This is a genomic window from Burkholderia sp. BCC0419 (assembly GCF_902830285.1).
Classification (GTDB): Bacteria; Pseudomonadota; Gammaproteobacteria; order Burkholderiales; family Burkholderiaceae; genus Burkholderia.
Genome location: NZ_CADESR010000005.1, coordinates 173,443 through 196,618, shown reverse-complemented (window position 1 = coordinate 196,618; position 23,176 = coordinate 173,443). Strand labels below are relative to the sequence as shown.

The window sequence follows — 23,176 nt, the reverse complement described above, 5'->3', positions numbered from 1 at the left end:
AACCGAGCAAATGGATAAATTGATCTGTTCCTACGCTCTGTGCGGCGGCAAGTTTCTTCATTCGACAGACGCGGCGAACTGGAAGTACGCTCCCTGACGGGCGTAAGCTGACGCACGCCGACAAACAAGTTCCATCTCATGACGGCGAAAAACGATATGGCACCGTTTATCTCGAAAAGTTTGCATTTCCTGACAGTCAGCATTCGGTATCATCGTATGATGATATGAATGCTCGCCATTTGGAGGGGGCATTTCGTTTGTAGGGGGGCGGGCCGCCTCCAAGTCCAGCTAGACCAACAAGACAGGACGATAACGTATGCCGCCGCTCTCCTTTGCTGAGATCGCGAAGCAATTCTTTGCGCTTCAAAATAACCGACTCTTCACGATCAAGACACCGCTGTCTGGACGGTCCGACCTCGTATTGACTGAATTTCAATGCGAGGAAGGGCTGGGCCAGTTGTTCGAAATTCAGCTCAAGCTGGCTTCGCAGGATCCGAACATCGAGCTCAAGAAGCTGATCGGCAAACCCGTCACAGTAACCCTGCAATTGACCGATGCGATCGCCAGTTCCGAGGAGCGTTACTTCCACGGCTATGTGACGGATTTTGAGCACACAGGCATGGACGGTGGCCTCGCGATCTACGAAGCGACTGCTCGGCCATGGATCGCGTTCATGGATCGGCGGCAGGACATCAGAATCTTCCAAGAACAAACGGTTGAAGAAATTCTGATTGCAGTATTTCAACGCTATCGAAAGTTCGGCGATGTGGAGATACGGCTACTGAAGCCGACCGCGAACCGCAGCTACTGTACGCAGTACAAAGAAACGGATCTGGCATTCGCTTTGCGTCTCATACAGGAAGAAGGACTGTTCTTCTATTTCGAACACAAGAAAGATGCCCACACACTGGTCATTACCGATACATCAACGAACGCCAAGCCGATTTCTGGGCGTAGTCCGATGCTGCGGTACTCGACCGACGAAATACTGGACGATGAACAGGTGGTTACGTCGTTCGTTGCGCGCCGGCAATTGACGTCCGGCAGCACGACGCTAAAAACCGGTGACTACAAGGCACCGGCTGCGAGACGCTTGGTCGAGCGCGACACTGGCATTAACCAGGGCGAAGTCGACAACTACGAAGTCTATGATTATCTGGGCGCCCACGGCTTCCCTGACAGCGACCGCGGCGAACAGTTGGCGAGGTTCCGCACTGAAGCACTCGCCGCACACAGCAAGGTTTTCGTCGGCGCCACTCATTGCCGGCGGATTGAGCCCGATCGCTACGTACAGATCGAGGCTCACTACGACCATGAGCGCGCCCAGCCCGAGGATCGCCAGTTTCTAGTGACCTGGGTCCGACATCACGGTACGAACAACTATCAGGCGCAGCCCGGCGTCGCAACGTACACCAATGAGTTCCGCTGCATTCGCAAGAAGATCCCTTATCGTCCGCTTCTGACGATTCCTCGGCCGGCTATTGTCGGTGTCCAGACCGCTACCGTGGTTGGTCCTCAAGGTCAGGAAATCTACACCGACGAACTCGGTCGCGTAAAAGTGCAGTTCCCATGGGACCGACTGGGCAAAAGCGATCAGGGTAGTTCATGTTGGGTGCGCGTCTCACAGCCGTGGGCGAGCGCAGGCTTCGGGATGATTCAGTTGCCCCGCATCGGTGACGAAGTCGTCATCGTTTTCGGCGATGGAAATCCCGATCGCCCTCTGATTATCTCGTCCGTCTACAACGCCCGGAATACGCCGCCGTGGAGTTTGCCAGCAAACGCAACGCAGAGCGGGATATTGACGCGCTCGAGCACGGGCGGTGACGTCAATACAGCCAACGCGCTTCGCTTCGAAGATAGGAAGGGACAGGAAGAAGTCTGGCTGCATGCGGAGAAAGATCAACGCATCGAGGTCGAAAACGACGAGTCGCATTCGGTTGGTGTCGATCGACATAAATCCGTGGGACAGGACGAGAAGGCACAGATCGGTCGGAACTGGACGCTCTCGACCGGAGGCGTCAAGGCTGAGACGGTTGGGCTGGCATCGGTACAAAGCGTTGGTCTCGGCAAGATGCTCAACGTTGGACTTGCCTACAACGTCAACGTCGGCGGTCTGTTCTTGCGTAATGTCGTGCTGCAGATGGCGAGCACGGTCGGGATGAGCCGAACGGATCGTGTCGTAGAGGATTGGACCGCGCATGTGGGTCACACCTACACGGTAACGGTGCGCGGCAAGGCGGTCGGGGACGCCGTCAAGAAGGATCAGGAGGCGCCGCTCGAGATCTCGCCGGATTTCAGTCCGCAACTTCCGGATCACGTCACAAGCGCGGATAGCAACCAGATCAGGATTACAGATCAGGGCCAGGCGAGTCTGTCGGGTTCATCGACTGCGCAACTGATTGGCCCCGGGGGGACGATTACGATTGATGCAGCAGGCATTCATCTCAAGGGCAAGGGTATTTATCTCGAAGGGCCAGTAACGCAAAGCGGCGGCAGCGCCAAGGGTCTTGCGCCCGTGACCGAGGCTGATTGCGCAGAGTGTGCCAAAAAGACGCAGTCGGCGCACCCTGTCGATGTAGCGACCGGCCAGAAACTGCTCACTCACGATGATTTCACGCTACCCGGCCGGGTGCCAATCCGCTGGAATCGGCGTTACCGTAGCGCAGATCAGCGGACGGGCAGTTTCGGTGTTGCTTGGAAGCTCCAGTATTCGACCGAAGTTCAACGGCAGACGACCGCTGGAATATCGAGGTTGGTCTATTTTGACCTCGATGGCCGTCAGTTGCATTTCCCGCTACTTGAGCTCGGCCAGGAATATTTCCATCCAGTCGAGAAATTCACGCTCGCGCGCCTTGACGATAACGAAAGCGGGCAGCGTTACGCGATTCGCTTCGCAAGCGGAATCATCGAAACATATGAACAGCATCCGGCTGACGCGATGCGTTGGCAACTTGCCCGGTATGAAACTCGGGATGGCCAAGCTCTGACGTTCGGTTATACGCCGATGGGTAGCCTGCGGGAGGTGCGAAATAACGTCCATACGGTGACGTGCCAACACGATGAAGCCGGCCGCATCACTGAAGTCCATTGGGTAGATGGGCATGGCGATTCGAAACGGAAACTCGCTGCCTATCGCTACGACGAAGATGGTGACCTGGTCCAGGCGATCGATCAGGGTAATCGAACTTGGCGGTACGCTTATCAGCATCACCTGCTGACCTGTTACGAGATGCCGGCGGGCGCGACCTTCGTGTCCGAATGGGACGGCGATACACCGCAATCGCGCTGCGTACGTACCTACGCATATACCCGAAACGAAGACGGCAAGCCAATAGTCACGCGCGACACACGCTTCGACTACCAGACGTCGGTTCGGATGACGCGTGTCACCGACATGGTTGGGAACGCAACGACGTATCGGTACAACGGGCTGTGGGCGGTCGACCAGATCACCTACCCAAACGGCAGCACCGAGACAACCGAATTCGACGAAACCGGCAACATTGTCGGGCGGACGGACGCGCTGGGCCGAACAACGCAAGCGGTATGCGATGCACAGGGTAGCCCGGTCGCAATTCGGGATGCCGCGGGTCACTTGACGCGAATCGAGTACAACGATCTGAATCTGCCAGTGCGCATCACGGATCCTGCCGGCCAGATCTGGCAGCGCGAGTACGACGCAGACGGACATCTTGTGAAGGAAATCGATCCGCTGGGGAATTCTGCAAGCACCGTATTCGAGAATGCCCTCCCTGTCACGCACACGGATGCGCTTGGTAACGTGACTCGTACTCAGTGGAACGAGGCTGGCCAATTGATCGCCCGTACAGACTGTTCGGGATTCACGACGCAGTACTCGTACGATGAGTTTGGTCGCCTAACCAGCCAGACGAACGCGTTGGGTCAAACGAGCAAATTCCACGGCAATGTCTCGGGAAAGCCGGCTGCCGTCGAACCCGCAGGGCTCGGCGTATGGAAGACCGAGTACGATCAAGCGGGACGAGCAATTGCACATGTCGATCCACTGGGACGAACGACGCGTGTGACCTGGGATGAGTATGGCCAATCTGTTGGCGTCTCGGATCCAATGGGTGGTCGGACCTCGTTCCAATACGATGAGCTCGGACGGCTTGTTCGTTTGACGAACGCGAAAGGCGAGCACTGTACGTTCCGTTACGACACTCAGGGACGTATCGTGGAGCAGACTGGATTCGACGGCCGTCGACAGCAGGTTGCATATAACGCTGCAGGCGAACAGATCGAGCAAATCGATTACGGCCAAGACGGGCAAATGCGCACAGTGCTGCTGTACGACAATCTCGGCCGTCCGATCGAGCGGCGACTTGGCGATGGCACAAGCACGGCGTTCATCTATGACGAACGAGGTTTGCTCAAGCAATTGCACCATCGACCGGCAAGCGGCGTCGAGTCACAAATCACTTACGAGTACGATGCCGCAGGGCGACGAGTCGCTGAACTGCAGGCACATCACGGCCGCGTCTGGAGACTCCAGCAACAACTTGACGCGATTGGCAACCGCAGCCAGACCATGTTGCCGGACGGGAGCGTGCTGACTTGGCAACGCTACGGCCGCGGACATATCCACGGATTGCTGTTGGATGGCGGGGTGCTAGCGAGCTTTGAGCGAGATGAATTGCATCGAACGATTCAGAGTACACAGGGACCGATCGCACAACTTTTCCAATACACCGATGCCGGTCAGTTGGCATCGCAACGATTGCAGGACCTCGACGAGCGCGGCGAGCCACGCGCAGAACCGCGACCTTGGCGCACATGGGAGTACGACCCGAGCGGGCAATTGACCCGATTGGCGGACGCTTGGCGTGGTGACAAGCGGTACCACTATGATCCGCTTGCCCGCTTGATTGGTATCGCCCGAACAGGAGGGGAAGCAAGTGCTGAGGTGACAAACGAAGCATTCCAGTACGATCAGGCAGGGAACCTATTGGCGCAAAGTGCAAATGGCGCGGTGTTGGAGTCCGCGGCTTTGATCGGGCCGAACGTGATCGGCGATCGGCTGTCGCGTTTTGTCGATGTGAACGGAGAGACGCGCACGCTATTCGAGTTTACTTACGACGGACATGGCAACCGGATCGGACAGACGGTACAAGCTGGGCGAGAAGCGTCCCCTCCTCAACCCGCATCGAGCCTGATTGGTAGGCTATTGTCGAGACAGGACTCCCCCGGGGGGCAGGAAATCACGACCGCGCCACGCTCAACGCGATACTGGTACGACGGCGCGCATCAACTCTCAGGAGTTGAGCATGCTGACGGTACTCGAACCGAATACAGATACGACGCAATCGGCCGACGAATTGCGAAGATCCACACTCCAGCAAACGAAGCACCTCGAACGACGTTGTTCACTTGGGATGGTGAATGGATGTTGCAGGAAGTACGGGTGGGTGCGTCGCCTCGCGACGATTCGGTGATCACATATATTCCTCATCCAGACCATAAGGGGCCGCTGGCAAAGCTCGAGGGTGGTAAGCGCTATCACTATCTAAGCGATCATTTGGGCACGCCGCAAGAACTGGTCGACGACGAGCGTAAGGTGGTGTGGGCCGTCGATCTCAAAGGCTATGGTCAGGCGCGGATGCACATTGCAGAGGAAATTGATAATCCGATTCGATTCCCGGGGCAGTATCGTGATCTAGAATCCGGGTTGTATTACAACCGATATCGATATTACGATCCTCAAGTAGGGCGGTACATTAATCAAGATCCGATCGGGATTGTTGGCGGTTTAAACAAGTTTGCATATGCGGAATCAAATCCGGCCTCTGGGTATGATCCGCTTGGATTGTATACGACAGGTAAAGACGGTGTTACCGGTGTTGACGCAGATGGAGTTCCGTCGTTTGATGAATCAAATCCTAGATTCCATTCATACAATGTAGTTAATTCTTGTAAAAAGACGAGTCCGAAATGTAACTACAAGAGTGCCGTTGAAGGATTGCTTCGATATCCTGCTCCCGGTGCGTCGGGGGAACCCATCAAGAATGGACAAGAAAGCTTTGCGTTACCTGTAGGGTACGTGCATCATGTTGTCAAGGACGGTGGCTCGACAGTGATTAACGTTACCGAGCCGGGGCGCCACTTGCTTTCGCCAGGGATTGTCAGGCGCTGGGTATCGGACGACGGTGATTCGATCAGCATCCATACTTACGGAGAGGGAACCGGATATCTCCCGAAGATTAATGAATGGGCCGCTGATTCGTTGTGGGGCAAAGTTGACGCAAACATATTTAAATATATGGGGTGTCAAGGAGATAAAAAGTGAGATTCTCTGAGTTGCTTGGGGCAAGCTTGACTGCCGCAATTGTGGGTGGGGTGTTGATTGGGCTTCTTTCCATTCGGGACTTCGGGGTTGTCTCGCTTTTGTTCGCCATCGTTGCATTTGTGGTCGCATTTTTTTCGGCAATGATTTTGTCTTACCCGATGGCTTGGGTGAAAGCGATGATTCCATCTGGCGCAATTTTTCCGGTGGTTATCATTGCTGGCGGAATTGCGGCTGCACTTATTCTTGCAGTGCTTACGAAGGCATCGTGGGCGGATATGGTGTCGATCAACAAAATGGTGTTGCTGTACTCGGCAATTGGCGTTGTGTGCGCGATTTCTGCTTTTGGGTACATTGAGAGGTCCGTGATTTTTGAAGGACTACGTAAATTATTCGGATAGGTAGCACGACGCGGAGGCTGCATTGACAAAGCCGATCATTCGCAAGGGTGATTCAACTGATCACGGCGGCTTGGTGCTCGAAGGCTTCGAGTGTGCCGACCTAAACGGTCGCCCGCCAGCAGGTATTGGACATATGGTTTCGTGCCCGAAATGCAGTGGTGTCTTTCCCATTGTTCAGGGTTCGAACCAGTATGCGATAGATGGTCGGCCGGTAGCATTGGATGGGATGAAGACCGCATGTGGCGCCACGCTAATAGCGACTCAACAGACGTTTGTCGTGAGTAGTTGAGTCTGACAGACTCTCGCTTTCGGAGGAACCGAGCTACCGTCACCAATACATGCCTGCGGTATCGACACGTCGATTGGGACCAGAGTTTGCAAGCAGTGCTTAATGACGAGGCGACTAGCGTAGCCTGCGACAAGGGGATATCCTTGCGAGTCCCTGCAGGAGTGCTTGATCTTCGACCGAACTCTGCCATGAAGCAGTTGCTACGCCGAGAGTATGATGCGCTTGTTATCGTATACGGCTGCCTATAGGATATGAACCTTGAGCGACGTAGTCGATTCGGTGGTGAACAGCCCACCGTTCGAGGTGCGAGGGTTCACGATTCCGATCGCATCGGTCAGCATACAAAGGGCGTGAGTGGTCTTTGCTGGAGGGCTCGTTACAAGTGCCCAACATCGTTCATTGGAATTTGTGGTGTTTCAAGAGGTTGGCGCATTTTTTTACAGCGTCATGTTCCGCTAACCGTTCTGATCGCAAGTCGCACCCCCGCATCACGATGGGCCCGAATGTCCGAGTCAAGCGAGTCGCTTGGCCCGGGTTTTCGGGCCTTGCTTCGTTTACGACGCGCCCGCCCGTCGCACTCCGGATGAAACGTGGCTGACGCACTCCCCGACCTCATCGCGCCCCATCTCGACGTCCTGTTCTGCGGGATCAATCCCGGCCTGGTCGCGGCCGAGACCGGCCATCACTTCGCGGGGAGAAACAACCGCTTCTGGCGCGTGATCCATCTCGCGGGCTTCACGCCGACGGAAATTTCGCCGCAGGACGATCGCGCGATTCTCCGTTACGGCTGCGGGTTGACGGCCGTGGTGCCGCGGCCGACCGCGCGTGCCGATCAGCTTTCGCGCGCGGAATTCGCGGCCGCGTCCGCCGGGTTCGAGCAGAAGGTCGCGCAGCATGCGCCGCGCTTCGTCGCGTTTCTCGGCAAGGCGGCGTATGCGGCGCTGTCGGGGCAGCGCGAAGTCACGTGGGGGTTGCAGCCATCACGCATCCAGCATGCGCGGGTGTGGGTGCTGCCCAACCCCAGCGGGAGGAACCTCGCGTTCGGGCTCGGCGATCTGGTCGATGCGTATCGCGAGCTTCATCTCGCGGCGATGACGGAGGGGCACGATGCGACGCAGTAAGACGGCGGCTCCGTGGCCCGGCGTCATCGTGCCGCGCGGATTCTTCAACCGCGTGGCCACCGAGGTGGCGCCGCAACTGCTCAACAAGATCCTCGCGGCAGCGGACGGTCGGGCCGGCCGCATCGTCGAAGTGGAAGCGTATGCGGGCGCGCTCGATCCGGCGGCGCACACCTATCGCGGCAAGACGCCGCGCAATGCGACGATGTTCGGGCCGCCCGGGCACTTCTACGTTTATTTCACGTACGGCATGCACTGGTGCTGCAACTGCGTGTGCGGCCCGGGCGGCGCAGGAACGGGCGTGCTGATCCGCGCGCTGGAGCCGCTGCACGGGCTCGAACGGATGCGTGCGGCGCGGCCGCCGCGCACGCGCGATCGCGACCTGTGCCGCGGGCCGGCGCGGCTGACGCAGGCGATGGGAATCGGCGGCGCGCAGGATGGCGTCGACCTGATCGGCGCGCATGAAGGGTTCGCGATCGTCGACGACGGCATGGCGCCGCCCGCCGATCTGGCGGGCGGGCCGCGCATCGGCATTCGCGTCGGCCAGGATCTCCCGTGGCGGTGGAGCGTGCCCGGCAACCGGTACGTATCGGGCGCGGTGCCGCGCACGTAACGCATGCCGCACCCAATTCGATCTGCGTCACGCGGTCGCCATTATTGATCGGCTAAGCTGGCTGTTTCGACGTTTCGATCGAGGAGACACCATGCGGCGGGTCGTATTCAACCAGAAGGGCGGCGTGGGCAAGTCGACGATCGTCTGCAACCTGGCGGCGATCAGCGCGAGCGAAGGATTGCACACGCTCGTCATCGATCTCGATGCGCAGGCGAACTCGACGCGCTACCTGCTCGGCGACGCCGCGGCCGACGCGCAACCGGGCGTCGCCGGCTTTTTCGAAACCGCGCTGACCTTCAATTTCCGTCCGGTCGACGTCACGTCGTTCATCCACGCGACCCCGTTCGACGGGCTCGACGTGATGCCCGCGCATCCGGATCTCGACACGCTGCACGGCAAGCTCGAATCGCGCTACAAGATCTACAAGCTGCGCGATGCGCTGAACGAGCTCGACATGTACGACGCCGTGTACATCGACACGCCGCCCGCGCTGAATTTCTATACGCGCTCGGCGCTGATCGCGGTCGAGCGCTGCCTGATCCCGTTCGACTGCGACGATTTCTCGCGCCGCGCGCTGTACACGCTGCTCGAGAACGTGAAGGAAATCCAGCAGGACCACAACGCCGCGCTCGAGGTGGAAGGGATCGTCATCAACCAGTTCCAGCCGCGCGCGAGCCTGCCGCAACGGCTGGTCGACGAGCTCGTCGACGAGGGGTTGCCGGTGCTCGCGTCGCGGTTGTCCGCGTCGGTGAAGATCCGCGAATCACATCAGCAGTCGACGCCGGTGATCCATTTCGAACCGACGCACAAGCTCGCGCAGGAGTTCCGCGCGCTGCATCGCGAACTGGCCGGCTGAGCCCGCACCTGCCCGCGTCGACCGAGGCCGCTTCGAGCGGCCTCGTTTTTATCGCGACCCTAAATTCGTCCGATTATTGATTTCGTCATTAATAATGCAGAAAACGATTTCATAATAAATCCAGAAAAAACGATTACATAAACGATTGCTCCATTCTCAATGGCGGCCATTTTTCTAATAATCGGAATAGTGAATTTGGCAAATATTGCGCGACGTCATGTTGCGTTATGCTGTAAAAAGGTAAAAAAGGCATTGCAGGCCGGAGCGGGCGATATCCCGTCTGATATTTCGATGCGCCTTGGGACTTCAGCGGTCGCGCCAAAGGGTGATAAGGGTTTATACCTATCATTAATGCCATTTGATTGACAATTAATCGATCTAAAATGACTTCCTTCAACTGCCCGTGCTCAAACAGGTGACGGGTTGTCAATAAGGAAGCAGCCGTCGCTCAAGCTTCCATTTTTTCTTCAAGTCGTCTCTCGCATTGCCAACAGGAGCGTGCCCGATGTCCGTATTTGCCCCCGAAAAACTCACCGCCGATTATCAGTCCGGTATCGCCGCGTGGTTCGCGATCGCCCGTCCGGCGATCCATGGTTTCGAGGCTGTCGTCGAACTCAACCTGCAAGCGGCCCGGACGGCGCTCGAGGAATACGAGGACAAGCTGAAGAACGCGTTCAACAGCAGCAACCCGGCAGCAGGCTTCGCGCAGCAGGTCGCCGTGCCGCAGGAAGCGGCCGGCAAGGTCGTGTCGTACGGTCGCCATCTGTTCGACATCGCGGTGTCGACGCAGTCCGAATGGGCGAAGGTCGCGCAGGCGCAGTACGAGCAGAACGACAAGCGCCTGAAGGACGTGCTCGGCGAACTGTCGAAGCATGCGCCGGCCGGCTCGGCGCCGGTGGTGGCCGCGCTGAACTCGGCGTGGTCCGCGGCGAGCGCCGCGGCCGATTCCGTGCGTGCAGTGACGGGGCAGGCGATCGAAGCGGCGCAGAGCGGTTTCGATGCGGTCAGCGAAACGGCCACGCGCGGCGCGAAGCAGACGGCGGCCGCCGCCCGCAAGGACGCAGCGGCTGCGCGCGAATCGGCTGCGTAACCGTGTGAGTGCGTGTCGCGCGCAGGCGCGACACGATTGTTGATCGGCACCGGACGGCGCCGGCGCCGCGTGTGCCACGCGGGTCCGGCCAACGTCCGGTGCGCCGCAAGACGACCGTGCACGGTTGCCCGTGCCGCGGCGTGCCGTGCCGCCGGTGCGAACAGGTGCTGCCCGCCATACGGCGGCATGCGACCGCGATCGCGCCGGTTGGCCCGATGCGCGCATCGCACGTGCAGCCGCCTCGCGCCGGCGTCAGAACGACGAACTGATTTCAATGCAGGGATTGAACATGACGGATGTAGTGATCGTATCGGCCGCGCGGACCGCGGTCGGCAAATTCGGCGGCTCGCTGGCGAAGATTGCGGCGCCCGAACTGGGCGCGACGGTGATCCGCGCAGTGCTGGAGCGTGCGGGCGTGAAGCCCGACCAGGTCAGCGAAGTGATCATGGGCCAGGTGCTGACGGCCGGCTCCGGGCAGAACCCGGCGCGGCAGTCGCTGATCAAGGCAGGGCTGCCGAGCGCCGTGCCGGGGATGACGATCAACAAGGTGTGCGGCTCGGGCCTGAAGGCCGTGATGCTGGCGGCGAACGCGATCGTCGCGGGCGATGCGGAGATCGTGATCGCGGGCGGGCAGGAGAACATGAGCGCGTCGCCGCACGTGCTGCCGGGCTCGCGCGACGGGTTCCGGATGGGTGACGCGAAGCTGGTCGACACGATGATCGTCGACGGCCTGTGGGACGTGTACAACCAGTACCACATGGGCATCACGGCGGAGAACGTCGCGAAGGAATACGGGATCACGCGCGAAGAGCAGGACGCGTTCGCGGCGCTGTCGCAGAACAAGGCGGAAGCCGCGCAGAAGGCCGGGCGCTTCAACGACGAGATCGTGCCGGTGTCGATTCCGCAACGCAAGGGCGAGCCGCTGCAGTTCGCGACCGACGAGTTCGTGCGTCACGGCGTGACGGCGGAGTCGCTGGCCGGGCTGAAGCCGGCGTTCTCGAAGGACGGCTCGGTGACGGCGGCGAACGCGTCGGGTCTGAACGACGGTGCGGCGGCGGTGCTGGTGATGTCGGCGCAGAAGGCGGCGGCGCTGGGCCTGACGTCGCTCGCGCGGATCAAGGCATACGCGAACGCGGGCGTGGATCCGAGCGTGATGGGCATGGGCCCGGTGCCGGCCTCGCGCCGGGCGCTGGAGCGCGCGGGCTGGACGCCGGGCGACCTGGACCTGATGGAAATCAACGAAGCGTTCGCGGCGCAGGCGCTGGCGGTGCACAAGCAGATGGGCTGGGACACGTCGAAGGTGAACGTGAACGGCGGGGCGATCGCGATCGGCCACCCGATCGGCGCGTCGGGCTGCCGGATCCTGGTGACGCTGCTGCACGAGATGGCCAAGCGCGATGCGAAGCGCGGGCTGGCGTCGCTGTGCATCGGCGGCGGGATGGGTGTCGCGCTCGCGGTCGAGCGCGCCTGAGCTGGGGCTGACAGCACGGTTCGCTTGCGGCGCGGGTCGGCGCCGCGGGTGAGCCAGGCGGTTTTCGCGCAAGACAGGCAGTCAACAATAACGCGCGAGGTGCCGGTGCGTGCCGCCTGCGACGCGGGCGGATGCGCATCGAAGCGGTGGGGCGGCAGCATGTGCGATGCCGTCGCCCCGCCTTTCATCGATTACTTTTTTGTCGGTAATTAATAGGATGACTAAGCGAATTGCAGTTGTGACAGGTGGGATGGGCGGCCTCGGCGAAGCGGTCAGCATCCGGTTGAACGACGCGGGTCACCGGGTAGTCGTCACGTATTCGCCGAACAACGCCGGCGCGGACCGCTGGCTGACCGAGATGCATGCGGCCGGCCGCGCATTCCATGCGTACCCGGTGGACGTGGCCGATTACGACTCGTGCCAGCAATGTATCGAGAAGATCGTGCGGGACATCGGCCCGGTCGACATTCTCGTGAACAATGCGGGCATCACGCGCGACATGACGCTGCGCAAGCTCGACAAGGTCAACTGGGACGCGGTGATCCGCACGAACCTCGACTCCGTGTTCAACATGACGAAGCCGGTCTGCGACGGCATGGTCGAGCGCGGATGGGGCCGTATCGTCAACATTTCGTCGGTGAACGGCTCGAAGGGTTCGGTCGGCCAGACCAACTACGCGGCCGCGAAAGCCGGCATGCACGGCTTCACGAAATCGCTCGCGCTCGAGGTCGCGCGCAAGGGCGTGACGGTGAACACGGTGTCGCCGGGCTATCTCGCAACGAAGATGGTCACCGCGATCCCGCAGGACATCCTCGACACGAAGATCCTCCCGCAGATTCCGGCGGGCCGGCTCGGCAAGCCCGAGGAAGTCGCAGCGCTGGTGGCCTACCTGTGCTCGGAGGAGGCCGGCTTCGTGACGGGCTCCAACATCGCGATCAACGGCGGCCAGCACATGCACTGACGCGCGGCGGCCCGCACGGCGTTCGCGCCCGTGCGGGCCGCGTTCCCCACTATCCCGTGCCGGAGCGGCGGCAGGCGCGCCGCTTCGGCCTCGCATTCCGGAGAACGCATGGGCGACACCTGGATGGGACTCGTGATCGGCGGCTCGGCGCTGGCCGTCGCGCTGACGATGGCGATCTCGCTCTACTGGCTCGAGCGGCGCCGCGCGCGGCTGCTGCGGAATTTCGATCATCGCGATTGCTGGCTGGTCGCGTACGGCAGGTGCTTCGCGCGCCGGCCGGCGAGGTCGCTGCGCCGCATGCGCGACGCACGCTGACGGCGGCGCCGGCGCGTCGCAATCGGTGAACGATCGATGAGCGGTCACGCCCCGCGCGCATGCCGTCGGCAACGCGCGCGGGACGCGTGATCAGTCGCTCTTTTCGCTTTTTCCGGCCGACTCGCCCGAGTCGTTCTTGTGGAAGATCCGCTTCGTCGTGCGCTTGGTGGCGTCCCAGCCCTCGCGCGACGCATGGGCGACGCCGTGCCCGACCGCCTTCGCGGCGCTCGCGGTCGCATGGCCGAAGCTGCGCGCCGCGTCGCCGGTCTTGTGCGCGGCTTCCTTCGAATCGCGCTTGATGTCCTGCTTCACTTCCGACATGTCCGCGTGTGCGAGCGGGCTGAGCAGCGCCAGGACGAGCGCGGCGCCAATGAACTGACGAACTTTCACGACGGGTTTCCTTGAGGTAAGCCTCTTCATCGAGGATTCGGGTTGCCGACAGGCGCCGGTCGAAACGCGCCGGCGGCCGACGCGTCGAGCATCACCGCCGCGCGGCCGGACAGCAGCACGCGCTCGCCGCAGCGCAGCGCGAAGCCGTACAGCACCGAGCGGGCATCGCCGCTCACGCGTTGCGCGTCGACGGTGAGCGGCTGCTCGAACGTGTCGAGCCGGTCGACGAACGCGTCGACGTTGCGCACGCTCGCGAGATAGCCGACGCGCGGATGCGCTTCGTGCGCGCCGAGCAGCGCGCCGTGCACGGCCATCGCCTGCGCCGCGTATTCGATGCCGCAGACCGACGCGAGCCGGCCGTGCGCGCGCAGCGGGTTGTGCGGATCGCGGTGGCTCGTCGCGGTGCAGCGGATTCGTTCGGCATCCCACGCATCGACCGAATCGAGCACGCACATCGCGCCGGCGTGCGGAATGTGCGCGGCAATCCACGCGTGGTCGAGCGGCGGGGTCAATACGACCGTTGCGGTCATCGCGCGCGCTCCGCGAAAGATTCGGGCATCGCGACGTCGACCTGCACGCGCGTATCGTCCAGGTAGTCGAGCACGACGCGCGTCGACCGCCGCGCGGCGAGCGCATCGAGCAGCGGCAGCACGCGGGCAGCCGGATTGCCGGCGCGCAGTGCGTCGAGTCCGGCATGCGCGAGCGTTGTCGCGGGTGCATCGGTGAGCTGCACGTCGATGCGGGCGAGCGTGCGCTCGCTTGCTTGCGGCGCGAACACGAGCGCGACGCCGAACGCATCGCCGATCGGCCGCACCGCGCGCAGCGGTTCCGGATAGTCGGTGTCGTACGCGATCAGCAGGCTCGGCACGCGATCGACGACGACCTGGCACAGGCATTCGAGCAGGCCGGCGGCAAAGCTGCCGTCATGCGCACACAGCACGTTCGACGTCGCCGTCGCGCGGGTCGCGATGCTCCAGTAGCCGGCCGGGGCGTTGTGCACCGAGTTGTGGAAGCGGGTCGGCGACAGCTGGCGATCGTCGCCGGCCAGCGTTTCGCAGATCGCGTGGCAGTTCTGGCCGTCGCCGCCGGATGCACTGAACACGGTCGCGAGCGTCGCGGCGTCGCGGCCGCTCGCGGCCACCGCTTCGTGGCCGACCGCGAGCGCGGCGCGCACGACGGGGCCCGTGCGACGCCGTTCGGCGGACGGCAGGCCGGCCGGCGGCGGCAGCTCGGTGCGGGCGGGCGCATAGGGCGCGCGGCCCGCGAGCACGTCGGCCGCGTGCGGCCAGTCGTTCAATCCCGGCCCGACGAGGCCGATGCTTTCGATGAAGGCGATGAGTGTCATGGCGGGCCTCAACGGCGGGCGCGACCGGCCACACGCTGGGCGCGACCGAGGATCAGGCTGCAATTCGTGCCGCCGAAGCCGAACGAATTGGAGAGGACGGCGCGCACGTGCGTGTCGCGGCTCGCGAGCACGTAATCGGCTGCGAGCGCCGGATCGGGCTGCGTCGTGTTGACGCCGGCCGGCACGAACTGCTCGCGCAGCGCGAGCGCGGCGACGATCGCCTCCAGCGCGCCGGCCGCGCCGAGCGTGTGGCCGGTCGCGCCCTTCGTCGAGCTGCATGGCGTGCGGGGGAACAACGCGCCGAGCGCGCGGCTTTCCGCGGCATCGTTGCTCGGCGTCGCGGTGCCGTGCAGGTTCACGTAGTCGATATCGGGCGCGCCGAGGCCGGCGGACGCGAGCGCCTGCTCGATCGCGGCGCGCGCGCCGAGCCCTTCCGGATGCGGCGACGACATGTGGTGCGCGTCGCTCGATTCGCCGATGCCGAGCAGCAGGATCGCGTCGCCGTCGAACGCGGCGGGCGCGGCAGGGACGCGTTCGACGAGCGCGAACGCGGCGGCCTCGCCGATCGAGATGCCGTCGCGCGCGACGTCGAACGGCCGGCACGGCTGGCGCGACAGCAGCTCGAGCGAATTGAAGCCGTACAGCGTGGTCAGGCACAGCGAATCGACGCCGCCGACGACGGCCGCGTCGATCAACCCGGCCTCGATCATGCGGCGCGCGGAGCCGAACACCTTCGCGCCCGACGAGCACGCGGACGAGATCGCCATCGCCGGCCCGCGCAGCGCGAAATACGCGCGCACGAACGCGGCCGGCGAATACGGGTTGTGCGTGTGCGCATAGCGGAAGTCGGCCGGCAGCGCGCCGCTCGCCGGGTCGCGGCGCTGGTACGCGCGTTCGGTTTCGAGGATGCCGGCCGTGCTCGTGCCGACGAACACGCCGACGCGTGCGGCACCGTAGCGCGCGACCGCCGCCGCGACGCGTGCGTCGAAGCCGTCCTGCGTCAGGCCGAGTTGCGCGAGGCGGTTGTTGCGGCATTCGAAGTCGGCGAGATCGGCGCGCACGGGTTGCGCATCGACGCCGTCCACCGCGCCGATCCACGTGTCGAGGTCCGCACGCTCGAAGTTGCACGGCACGAGCCCGCCGCGGGCGTGGCGCAGCGCATCGAGGGTCGCGTCGAGGCCGCGGCCGATGCAGCTGGTGGCGGTGAAGTGCGAGAGCAGGAGAGGGTTCACGAGGGTCGCATCCGGTGGCCGGAACGGGCGCTGCAGCAAGGCTGGCAGGCGCGCCGTTCGAGGTCAGATTTTATCAAACGGGGGTGCCGGAACGCCCGGCTGGCCGGACGGTTCGAGCGCGAGCGCCGCGCGCAAGGTGGTCCAGTGCAACTGCGCGTCGGCGGCCGCGCGCAGCACCGCGGGCAGCACGTCGAGCACGACCGGTTCGCCGCGCGCATCGCGCGCCGCATGACCGTCGTGGACCAGCAGGATGTCGCGCGCATCGAGGCCGCACAGCAGGCGGCGCGTGACGGTCGCGGCGTCGCGCGCACGCGTGTCGAAGCCGCGCCGCGTCCAGCTCGCGAGTTGCAGGCCGAGTTCGCACAGCACCGGTTCGAGAAACGGATTGCGCAGGCCGGCCGGCGCACGGAAAAACAGCGGGCGCGTGCCGGCGATGTCGGTCAGCGTCTGCTGCGCGGCCGCGATCTCGCGCCGAAGCGCGGCCGGCCCCGACAGCGAGAACGTATGGCGGTGCCGCTGGCTGTGGTTCTCCACCGCATGGCCGCGCGCGACGATCGCCTCGATCCACCGCGGATGGCGGCGCGCGAGATCGCCGATGCAGAAGAACGTCGCGCGTGCGTCGTAACGGTCGAGCAGGTCGAGCACGCGCGGCGTGACGTCCGGGTCCGGGCCGTCGTCGATCGTCAGCGCGATGCGGCGGCCCGCGCCGGGCGGCAGGCGCGTCCAGTTCGGACCGAGCAGCGTGCTGCGCGGCCACAGGCCGGCCGCGGTCAACGCGAGATGCGACGCGACCACGCCGCCGACGGCCCACGGCCACGTGGCTGGTTGCGCGATCACGGCGGCGGCCGCGCCCGCGTGCAGCGCGGTGGCGCCCGCGATCAGCGGCGTCGGTTTCCAGCGCCGTGCGTCGCCGGTATCGCGCGGCGGAATGAAAGGCGGCACGTTCATGCGCGGCCTCCTTGTTCATGATTGCCGACTGCCGCCGCCGCCGCGCGCGGCGCGAGAATCGCCGCGAACGCGAGCGCGAGCATCGCGCCGGGGCCGACGGTCAGCCCGAAGGTTTCGAGCAGCGGCACGCGCGACAGCGCGAGCAGCCCGAAGCCGGCGACCGTCGCGAGGTTCGCGATCAGCAGCGACACCAGCGTGTACGGCGTGACGGGCTGCGCGTCGTCGCGCTTGCAGAAGAACAGCGCGTAGTTCGAGCCGACCGCGACGATCAGCAGCATCCCGACGAGGTGCAGGATCGTCAGTTGCACGCCGGCGAGCGCGAAGCCGGCGGTCACGATCAGCACGGCCGCGACGAGCGGGGCGAGGGCGCGCACGGCGCGGCGCGGTGAGCGCAGCGCGATCAGCAGCAGCATGGCGATTGCGGCAAACCCTGCGAGCGACAGCCGGATGTCCTCGTGGACATAGCTCACATACAGCCGATCGGCTTCGGCCTTCATGTCGACGAACAACGCATCGGGCACGCCCGCGCGTGCGACGGCGGCGCGAATCGGCGTGGCGTCGAGGCTCGACGCAGGCTGCGCGGTGCCCGCGGCGTCCGGCGCACGCAGCGGCAGCATCGCGCTCCAGCGGCCGTCGCGTTCGGTCAGCAGCGCATCGACGGCGAGCGCCATCGACGTGCCGCGCAGGTCCGCGCGCGTCAGCAGCGGCGCGTGACGCGCCGTGTCGACGTCGGCGAGGAATGGCGCGAACAGGTCGGGCTTCACCGCGATCGGCTGGTGCGCGATGGCATCGCGCATCCGTTCGGCGAGTACGTTCGCGTCCGGCAGGCTCGCTTGGCGCGCGCGCTGCGCGGCGTCGCTCGGCAGGTAGCGGGCCGGATTCTCGAAACCGCCGAGCGTGCCCCGGTCGACCAGCGGCTGCAATTGCGCGGCGACTTTTTCCGCGCCTTCGAGGGCGGCCTGTTCGGTCGGCGCGGCAATCACGACGAGGTAGCGCACGTCGGGCGCGCCGACATCGGCCCGCAGCCGTGCGTCGAGCGCCTGCGCCTGTGCCGGCACGGGGCTGAGCGCGGCGAGCTCGCGGCTCCACAGGGCGTCGCGATGCAGCGCGAGCGTCGCGCACGCGGTGACCACGAGCACCGCGAGTGGCCAGCGCAGCCGCGGCGCGGCGTCGGCCGCGCGCGCGAGCACGGCGCCGATGCGCGATACGTCGCGGATCGCGACATGCTCGCCGCGCAGGTGCGGCAGCACGAAGCGCGTGACGAGCGCGGCGGCCGTCAGCCCGACGATCGAATACAGCCCGAGCTGCACGAGGCCGGGGAATCCGGAGAACAGCATCGACGCGAACCCGCACACCGACGTCAGCACGCCGAGCCGGATCGTCGGCCAGTATGCGGCGACCCACGCGCGCGTCGCGTCGGCCGGGCGCTCCGCGCCGCGCGTGCCGGCCTGCGCCGATTGCACGAACAGGTAGATCGAATAGTCGACGGCTTCGCCGATCAGCGTCGTACCGAACCCGAGCGTCAGCCCGTGGACCGTGCCGAACGCGACGCTGACCGCCGCGATCCCGGCCGCGACGCCGGTCAGCACCGGCAGCAGGCCGAGCGCGAGCGTGCGCGGCGAACGGTATAGCGTGAGCAGCAGCGCGACGATCAGCACGACGCTTGCCGTCGACAATCGTTCGACGTCGTGCCGGATCGTGTCGCGCGTGTCGACCGAGAACACGCCGGGGCCCGTCATTGCGAGCGTGTTTGCCGCTGCATTCGGGATGGCCCGTTTCGCAGCGGCGAACGCGCGACGCACCGTGTCGATCGCGCGGGCCTGCGCATCGGTATCGGAGCCGGCGGCGGCCGTCTGCACGACCAGCACCGCGCGCGTGCCGTCGCGCGACGCCCACACGCCGTCGCGGCTCGCCGGTTCTGCCGCGCTGTCGAGCCCGTCGATGAGGGCGGCGACTTCGCCGGTCGGGTCGCGCGGCAGCATCGCCTTCGCGACGAGGCCGGCCGACGAGCTCAGCAGGTCGAGGCTGTCGCCGAGCGCCTGGTGCAGGCCGTCGGCGCTGAAGCGTTGCGGCGTGACGGCCGGGCTCAGCAGATAGCGGTGATCGAAGATGAATTGCCGGTCGCGCGCGTCGTTCGCGGCCTCGCCGTTGTGAACGGCCGCGAACTGCGGGTCGGTGCGCAGCGTGCCGGCGACGCGCCGCGACAGCGCGGCGCGCGTGCCCGCATCGCCGCCGTCGATCGCGACGAGGATCAGGCGCGATACGATGCCGTCGCGCAACTGGTCGACGAGCACGCGCTGCCCGGCGCTCGGCGCATTCGGCAGGAACGCGGACAGGTCGGCCGTGAAGTGCGCGCGCCCGATCGCGACGCCGCACGCGACGAGCGCCAGCAGCCACACGAGCACCGCGCGCTGCCGCCATGCGGGCAGGCAGCGCGCGACGGGGGAGGGGCGCGTACGATCGTCCATCAGTTCGCGTTCGCCGCGACGGGTTGCAGGCGCATCACCGAACGATCGCCGTCGGCCTGCCGGATCGCGACGCTGCGCAACACGTCGCGCGTGCCGTCGAGCGTGATCGTGCTGACGACCTTCAGCATCCGCGAGTCGAGCGGCGTGAGCGTCAGCGTCCAGTCGTCGCCGCGTCCGGAAAGGGCGACCTTGTACACCTGTTCGAGCGCGAAGCGGTTGCCGGCGAGCGTCGCGCGGATGCTGTCGATGAACGCGCCGAGTTCCGGATAGCGCGCGAGCGCGAGCGTGTACTTGCGGTTGTTGCGCTCGACGGTGAGCATGTCGCCGTCGACGACGAGGTGTTCGGGCTTCGGGCTCAGCGTGTGCTTTTCCAGATGGTCGGGCGCGACGAAAATCAGTTCACCAGACGATTCGACCGGCTGCGTGGCGATCGACAGGGTCTTCGTCTCGGTGAAGGTCGCGCGGCCCGACTTGTGCTGCGCGAGCGTCGACATCAGCCGGTCGAGGGTCCAGGCCGAGCCGGCGTCCGCCGCGTGCGCGGGCACGGCCAGCGCGATCGCGGCGGCCGTGGCGGCGAGCACGCGGGCGACGCGGGCGATGCAAGGCGACGAGAACGGGAACAGGCGGCGAACGGCGGTCATGCGTCGGAATCCCTCGTGGCGGGCAGGTCGGCGCCGGCCTGCACCGCCTCGCGGCGCGCGGCCGCGGCATTGCCGCCTTGCCAGAAATCGAAATAGTTGAACCAGTTGTACGGCGCCATGCGGCAGTACTTGTCGAGCAGCGCGACGTAGCGCGCGAGTGCCGCATCGACCGCCGCCGCGCGCGCGTCGCGCCGCACGTCGGAGAAATCGGCGAGCGTCTCGAAGTGCACATCGTAGCGGTTGCCGTCGCGATAGAGGCCCGTCATGAAGATCACCGGGCGCTTCAGCATCGCGGCCATGTAAAGCGGCCCGAGCGGGAACGCGGCCGGCGCGCCGAGCAGCGGCAAGCGTCGCAGCGACCCGGCCGCGTCGTCGAGCAGCGTGCGGTCGGCGAGCATGCCGACCATGCAGTTCGCGTCGAGGCGCTCGCGCACCTTCAGCATCGAGTCGACCTGCCCGAGCGGAATCACTTCCGGCTGCGCAGCCGGGTTCACCGCGGCGAGCGTCGCATTGATCTTGCGCGCGTTCTTCTCGTACATCGTGACGACCACGCGCAGGTCCGGATGCGTGCGGCCGATCGCGCGCACGACCTCGAAGCTGCCGAGGTGCGCGCCCATCAGGAACGCGCCGCGTCCGCCCGCGAGCGCGTCGTCGACGAGCGTCTCGCCGTGCAGCCGGATGTCGAACAGGTCGAAGCGCCCGTTCATCAGGTAGACGCGATCGTGGATCGTCGCCGCGAACGTGAACACGTGCCGGTACACGTCGCGCCAGCGCGCGGGGCGGCCGAGCACGCGGCGCAGGTAGTCGCGCGACGCCGCGCACGCGACCGGCGAGAACAGCACGAAATACGTCGCGATCAGGTGCAGCACGACGCGCGCGCGCTGTCGGCCGAAGCGCAGCGAGATCCACGTCATCGTGCGCAGCAAGCCCGCGTTGCTGCGCTCCTGGCGCTCGGCCCATGCGGTGCGCTTCATGGCTGCGCACCCTCCTGCGCGGGCGGCGGCGCGGACAGCACGCCGGTCGCGACCTCGCGCGACCCGGCGCGCACCGTGAAGCGGATCGCGCCGCTGGCCGCGGCGTCGTACGCGAGCGCGAGCGGTTCGCCGGGCGCGACCGGGCTCAGGAATTTCGCCGACCCGAGCCGCCACGCGTGCAGCGGACGGTTCAGCGCCGCGCCGATCGTGTGGATCGCGTGATCGAGCAGCACGACGCCCGGCACGACCGGATGGCCGGGGAAGTGGCCGGGCAGCACGGGATGGTCGGCGGCAATCGTGAACGCGAGCGCGGGCGGGCCGGCCGGGTCGCGCTCGGCCGTTGCGGCCGTCGTGGCCGACGCGCGCGCATGTTGCGCAACGAGCGCGATCAGCACGTCGCGCGGCAGTTTGCCCGTTTCGTTGCGCGGCAGCGCATCGACGAACACGAGCGGGCGCGGCATGAACGCGGGATCGATCCGCTCGCGCAGCGCGCGTTGCAGATCGGCGGCCGCGAGCGTCGGCGCGACGACCAGCGCGACGAGGCGCGTGACCGGCTCGAGCGCCGTGTCGCCGTGTGCCGGCGCGGCTTCGTCGGGCATGAAGAACACGCCGTCGATCACTTGGGGAATCGCGTTGAGCTGATGGTTCAGGTACGCGAGCGACGTGCGCTTGCCGGCGATGTTGACGAGATCGGCCTTGCGGCCGTGCAGCAGGAACCGGCCGTCGCCGAGCAGCTCGAGCGCATCGCCCATCGGCACCGGCGCCTCGACGTGCCCGCCCGATACCCATACGGTCGGCCCGCTGTCGTCGTCGTCCGGTTCGTCGCGTGCGTCGAGCCGGATGTCGGGGAACAGTTCCCAGGCCGCGCCTTGCGACGTGCGACGGGTCGCGATCTGGCCGGTCTCGGTGCTGCCGTAGATCTCGACGAGCGGCGCGTCGAGCGCGGCCTCGGCTTCGCACGCGAGCTTTTCCGACAGCGGCGCGGTGGCCGACAGCACCAGCGCCGCGCGCGGCAGCGCATGGCCGGCCGACAGCAGCGCACGCAAGTGGATCGGCGACGTGACGAGTACGCGCGGCTGCGGGATCGCGTCGAGTTCGTCGCGAATGTCGCTCGGGTAGAACGGCTGGCGGTTGCTGAACGCGAGGCCGCCGAGCAGCGCGAGCAGCACCGTCGACTCGAAGCCGTACATGTGCTGCGCGGGCACCGTGCCGATCAGCGTGGCCGCGCGGCCGTCGAGCAGCCCGAGGCGATCGGCCGCCGCGCGCACGCAGCCGACCAGGAAACCCCAGGTCTTGCGGTGCGGCACCGGCGCGCCGGTCGAGCCGGACGTGAACACGTAGGCCATGATGCGCGCCGCGTCGATCCGCGGGACGGCGAACGGCGCATCGCTCGCCAGTTCGCCCGGCGCGGCATCGGGATACGCGAAGCGCGGCAGGTCGATCGCGCAGTCGGGCGCATCGTGCAGGCAGAACGCGTCGGGCGCGAATGACGCGAGCTGGCGAACCATTTCCGGTGTGTGCGTCGACGGCAGCAGGCTGATCCTGCCGGCGACGAGCGCCGCGCACAGGCTGACCGCGAACCGATAGCGGTCGCGGCACACGTTGAACACGTGGCCGCCGGCGGGCAGCGCGGCGGCCACGCGCGCGACGTCGGCGACGAACGCGCGCACGGTGACGGGCGAGCCGTCGCGCCAGGCGATCGTCTGGTCGGGCGAGGCATGGAATACCAGCGGGTGAGTCGGCATAAATCGGTCAAGACGGAA

General features: G+C 65.2%; 19 protein-coding genes. 10 read left to right on the top strand and 9 right to left on the bottom strand.

Features of this window, described 5'->3' with window-relative positions; translation table 11 throughout:
- The first annotated feature begins 316 nt into the window (after positions 1-316).
- The 10 genes from tssI (at position 317) to HWW87_RS24620 (ending at position 13,415) form a co-directional block, all read left to right on the top strand.
- Complete coding sequence (gene tssI, locus HWW87_RS37245) at positions 317-6,304, top strand: type VI secretion system tip protein TssI/VgrG (protein WP_244107328.1); 5,988 nt, start codon at positions 317-319, stop codon at positions 6,302-6,304.
- The gene (locus HWW87_RS24660) at positions 6,301-6,702 is read left to right on the top strand and encodes a hypothetical protein (RefSeq protein WP_175822514.1); all 402 of its coding nucleotides are present in this window, start codon (positions 6,301-6,303) and stop codon (positions 6,700-6,702) included. Before tssI ends, HWW87_RS24660 begins: the two co-directional genes overlap by 4 nt.
- 22 nt (positions 6,703-6,724) lie before the next feature.
- The gene (locus tag HWW87_RS24655) at positions 6,725-6,991 is read left to right on the top strand and encodes a PAAR domain-containing protein (RefSeq protein ID WP_175822513.1); all 267 of its coding nucleotides are present in this window, start codon (positions 6,725-6,727) and stop codon (positions 6,989-6,991) included.
- Positions 6,992-7,581: 590 nt separating this feature from the next.
- The gene (gene mug / locus HWW87_RS24650; protein WP_175822512.1) at positions 7,582-8,112 is read left to right on the top strand and encodes a G/U mismatch-specific DNA glycosylase; all 531 of its coding nucleotides are present in this window, start codon (positions 7,582-7,584) and stop codon (positions 8,110-8,112) included.
- Entirely contained in the window at positions 8,099-8,722 is a 624-nt protein-coding gene (locus HWW87_RS24645) for a DNA-3-methyladenine glycosylase (RefSeq protein WP_175822511.1), read from the top strand. The genes mug and HWW87_RS24645 overlap by 14 nt, the downstream gene beginning before the upstream one ends.
- Positions 8,723-8,813: 91 nt before the next feature.
- The gene (locus HWW87_RS24640; RefSeq protein WP_175822510.1) at positions 8,814-9,578 is read left to right on the top strand and encodes a ParA family protein; all 765 of its coding nucleotides are present in this window, start codon (positions 8,814-8,816) and stop codon (positions 9,576-9,578) included.
- Between the two features lie 505 nt (positions 9,579-10,083).
- Complete coding sequence (phaP, locus tag HWW87_RS24635) at positions 10,084-10,668, top strand: TIGR01841 family phasin (RefSeq protein ID WP_175822509.1); 585 nt, start codon at positions 10,084-10,086, stop codon at positions 10,666-10,668.
- Between the two features lie 289 nt (positions 10,669-10,957).
- The gene (locus tag HWW87_RS24630; RefSeq protein ID WP_175822508.1) at positions 10,958-12,139 is read left to right on the top strand and encodes an acetyl-CoA C-acetyltransferase; all 1,182 of its coding nucleotides are present in this window, start codon (positions 10,958-10,960) and stop codon (positions 12,137-12,139) included.
- A gap of 217 nt (positions 12,140-12,356) precedes the next feature.
- A complete protein-coding gene (phbB, locus tag HWW87_RS24625; protein ID WP_174390515.1) occupies positions 12,357-13,100 on the top strand; it encodes an acetoacetyl-CoA reductase in 744 nt (247 codons plus the stop codon).
- 108 nt (positions 13,101-13,208) lie between these two features.
- Complete coding sequence (locus HWW87_RS24620) at positions 13,209-13,415, top strand: hypothetical protein (RefSeq protein WP_175822507.1); 207 nt, start codon at positions 13,209-13,211, stop codon at positions 13,413-13,415.
- 90 nt (positions 13,416-13,505) lie between these two features.
- Here the strand turns inward: HWW87_RS24620 and HWW87_RS24615 are convergent, their stop codons facing one another.
- The 9 genes from HWW87_RS24615 to HWW87_RS24575 all read right to left on the bottom strand — a co-directional run bounded on the left by HWW87_RS24615 (position 13,506) and on the right by HWW87_RS24575 (position 23,158).
- The gene (locus HWW87_RS24615) at positions 13,506-13,835 is read right to left on the bottom strand and encodes a hypothetical protein (protein WP_175822506.1); all 330 of its coding nucleotides are present in this window, start codon (positions 13,833-13,835) and stop codon (positions 13,506-13,508) included.
- Positions 13,832-14,335 (bottom strand): hotdog family protein, encoded by a 504-nt coding sequence (locus HWW87_RS24610; protein ID WP_175822505.1) that lies wholly within the window; start codon positions 14,333-14,335, stop codon positions 13,832-13,834. Before HWW87_RS24610 ends, HWW87_RS24615 begins: the two co-directional genes overlap by 4 nt.
- Positions 14,332-15,150, bottom strand: coding sequence for a beta-ketoacyl synthase chain length factor (locus HWW87_RS24605; protein WP_175822504.1), 819 nt, complete (start codon positions 15,148-15,150; stop codon positions 14,332-14,334). The genes HWW87_RS24610 and HWW87_RS24605 overlap by 4 nt, the downstream gene beginning before the upstream one ends.
- Before the next feature lie 8 nt (positions 15,151-15,158).
- The gene (locus tag HWW87_RS24600) at positions 15,159-16,382 is read right to left on the bottom strand and encodes a beta-ketoacyl-[acyl-carrier-protein] synthase family protein (RefSeq protein ID WP_175822503.1); all 1,224 of its coding nucleotides are present in this window, start codon (positions 16,380-16,382) and stop codon (positions 15,159-15,161) included.
- A 63-nt stretch (positions 16,383-16,445) separates the two neighbouring features.
- The gene (locus tag HWW87_RS24595; RefSeq protein ID WP_175822502.1) at positions 16,446-17,330 is read right to left on the bottom strand and encodes a polysaccharide deacetylase family protein; all 885 of its coding nucleotides are present in this window, start codon (positions 17,328-17,330) and stop codon (positions 16,446-16,448) included.
- A complete protein-coding gene (locus HWW87_RS24590) occupies positions 17,327-19,798 on the bottom strand; it encodes an MMPL family transporter (RefSeq protein WP_175822501.1) in 2,472 nt (823 codons plus the stop codon). Before HWW87_RS24590 ends, HWW87_RS24595 begins: the two co-directional genes overlap by 4 nt.
- A complete protein-coding gene (locus HWW87_RS24585) occupies positions 19,798-20,439 on the bottom strand; it encodes an outer membrane lipoprotein carrier protein LolA (RefSeq protein ID WP_175822500.1) in 642 nt (213 codons plus the stop codon). The genes HWW87_RS24590 and HWW87_RS24585 overlap by 1 nt, the downstream gene beginning before the upstream one ends.
- On the bottom strand, positions 20,436-21,413 hold the full coding sequence (locus tag HWW87_RS24580) for an acyl-CoA synthetase (protein WP_175822499.1): 978 nt from the start codon (positions 21,411-21,413) through the stop codon (positions 20,436-20,438). Before HWW87_RS24580 ends, HWW87_RS24585 begins: the two co-directional genes overlap by 4 nt.
- Positions 21,410-23,158 (bottom strand): AMP-binding protein, encoded by a 1,749-nt coding sequence (locus HWW87_RS24575; protein ID WP_175822498.1) that lies wholly within the window; start codon positions 23,156-23,158, stop codon positions 21,410-21,412. Before HWW87_RS24575 ends, HWW87_RS24580 begins: the two co-directional genes overlap by 4 nt.
- Between the last annotated feature and the right edge of the window lie 18 nt (positions 23,159-23,176).